Source organism: Pseudomonas sp. CH235, assembly GCF_004368175.1.
GTDB lineage: Bacteria > Pseudomonadota > Gammaproteobacteria > Pseudomonadales > Pseudomonadaceae > Aquipseudomonas > Aquipseudomonas paraglycinae.
On the sequence record NZ_RRZJ01000061.1, the window covers coordinates 1 to 1,974 of the forward strand.

The 1,974-nt window shown below is 57.8% G+C and carries 1 protein-coding gene and 3 tRNA genes; 1 reads left to right on the forward strand and 3 read right to left on the reverse strand.

Annotated elements, in window-relative coordinates; all coding sequences use genetic code 11:
- Positions 1 to 16 precede the first annotated feature (16 nt).
- The 3 genes from EIY71_RS28390 to EIY71_RS28400 all read right to left on the reverse strand — a co-directional run bounded on the left by EIY71_RS28390 (position 17) and on the right by EIY71_RS28400 (position 350).
- A tRNA-Glu gene (locus tag EIY71_RS28390) sits at positions 17 to 92 on the reverse strand.
- A 104-nt stretch (positions 93 to 196) separates the two neighbouring features.
- Positions 197 to 272: transfer RNA gene (locus tag EIY71_RS28395), tRNA-Gly, on the reverse strand.
- 2 nt (positions 273 to 274) lie between these two features.
- Positions 275 to 350, reverse strand: a tRNA-Glu gene (locus EIY71_RS28400).
- A gap of 388 nt (positions 351 to 738) precedes the next feature.
- On the opposite strand from EIY71_RS28400, the gene EIY71_RS28405 reads away from it, so the two are divergent.
- On the forward strand, positions 739 to 1,497 hold the full coding sequence (locus tag EIY71_RS28405) for a hypothetical protein (RefSeq protein ID WP_173892861.1): 759 nt from the start codon (positions 739 to 741) through the stop codon (positions 1,495 to 1,497).
- Positions 1,498 to 1,974 lie beyond the last annotated feature (477 nt).

The following is a 1,974-nucleotide window of genomic DNA, read 5'->3' on the forward strand; positions in this document are numbered from 1 at the left end:
GAGCTATTCCCGCAAATGGCGTCCCCTAGGGGACTCGAACCCCTGTTACCGCCGTGAAAGGGCGGTGTCCTAGGCCACTAGACGAAGGGGACACGCTACCCGGAACACATGGTGTGTGTTTCGGTGTCCAGATCCGTCTCCGAAGATCGGGTTCTGGTTTCACTCAGCACCGCCCGAAAGCGTTGCTGTTTAAAATTGGAGCGGGAAACGAGACTCGAACTCGCGACCCCGACCTTGGCAAGGTCGTGCTCTACCAACTGAGCTATTCCCGCATTGGCGTCCCCTAGGGGACTCGAACCCCTGTTACCGCCGTGAAAGGGCGGTGTCCTAGGCCACTAGACGAAGGGGACACACTACAACATTCACTCCCTGCCGCGTTTCGCTGTGTGCTTTACGCTGCAAGTGGCGCGCATTCTATGGATGGATTGAAAGGTCGTCAACCCCCAGATATAAATTTATTTAAATCAATGACTTCGACCTGCTTTACGGGCCGTTTCCGGCTTTTGCGTCGCCCGACGATTGACGCCTATATTCCGACACTCGCCAAGGCGTTATAGTCCACGGCACAGGTGATGGCAATCTGAACCCCAAGGGCCAGCATTTATATAAGCCGGTTCCTGGCCGATACAGATTCAGCTTCGCCGATCCAAACCCGTCGAGCGGCGCTAGGCTCCTCTATGCCAAGCCACTACACTCGCATGCGAACCCTATAAAGAGGTCTTACCGGTGACACCACTCATGATCACCCTGCTAGTCATAGCCGGGATCGCAATCTTGATCGCCATTGGCTACATGAACCATGTGGTGGAAAACACCAAACTGGAGAAGGCCCGCACCAAGGTCGAACTCAACGACCGCCTGCGCCGTTGCGGCGAACTGACCGAAACCTTCCCCGGCCAGTTCATGACCCCGGCCCTCAAGCTGCTGCTGACCCGCCTTGAGCTGAACGTCTGCCAGCGCCTGCTGAACCTGGAAAAGACCAGCGCCACCACCAAGGCCCGCATCACTGAACTCAGCGCCCTCGTCGCCCAGGGCGAATCGATCCCGGTCAACAACCCACCGGCCCCGATCCAGACCGAAGCCAAGGCCAAAGACGTCCGCTTCCTCCTCGAAGCCCTCCACGGCCAGATCACCCGCGCCGCCCAGGACGGCTTCCTGCCACCGAACGAAGCCAAACACTGGGTTCGCGAAGTACGCCACATCCTCGTACTGCTGCACATCGAGTTCTTCAACAACCTCGGCCAGCACGCACTCCAGCAAAACCAACCAGGCCAGGCCCGCCTCGCCTTCGAACGCGGCGTGCAATACCTGCGCAAACAGCAGGACCCGCAAATCTACGCCGAACAACTCCAATACCTGGAAAAACTCCTGGCCCGCGCCAACGCCCAGGTCATGGACAAAATTGCCCCGGTCGAAGGCGAAGAAAACCAACTGACTGCCGGCCTCAAAGACGTCGAGGCTGACGCGGACTGGAAGAAGAAAGTGATTTACGACTGAGTGCAGTCAAAGAGAGAAGCCACCGGGAGGTGGCTTTTTTATTGCCTGAAAGAAGATCAAAAGCTTTCCCTCACCCTAGCCCTCTCCCGGAGGGAGAGGGAACTGACCGCGCTGTTTGGAAGAGGTACGCCGACGTGAAAGACCGAGTCGCACTCGGGTTTTGAAATGTATGCAACTCAACTCACACTGCTGCACCTGCTGCACCTGCTGCACCTGCTGCACCTTGCACCTTGCACCTTGCACCTTGCACCTTCTGCATCCTCTGCTTCTTCTACTCTTGCTTCTGCTTCTGCTTTGGCTTCCCACCACTCAACACAATGAGCGTTAGCTCGAGTACCGCTTTTGACGTACCGGCCCCATCGGAAGGCTGAGTGGAGGGATTTATCCGGGGGTGGGAGCGCAGCGACCGTGCGGCGCAGCCGCATGCATCGAGAGGAGGTGCAGCGAAGCAAACCGTAGGCGATGCCCCCGGATGAA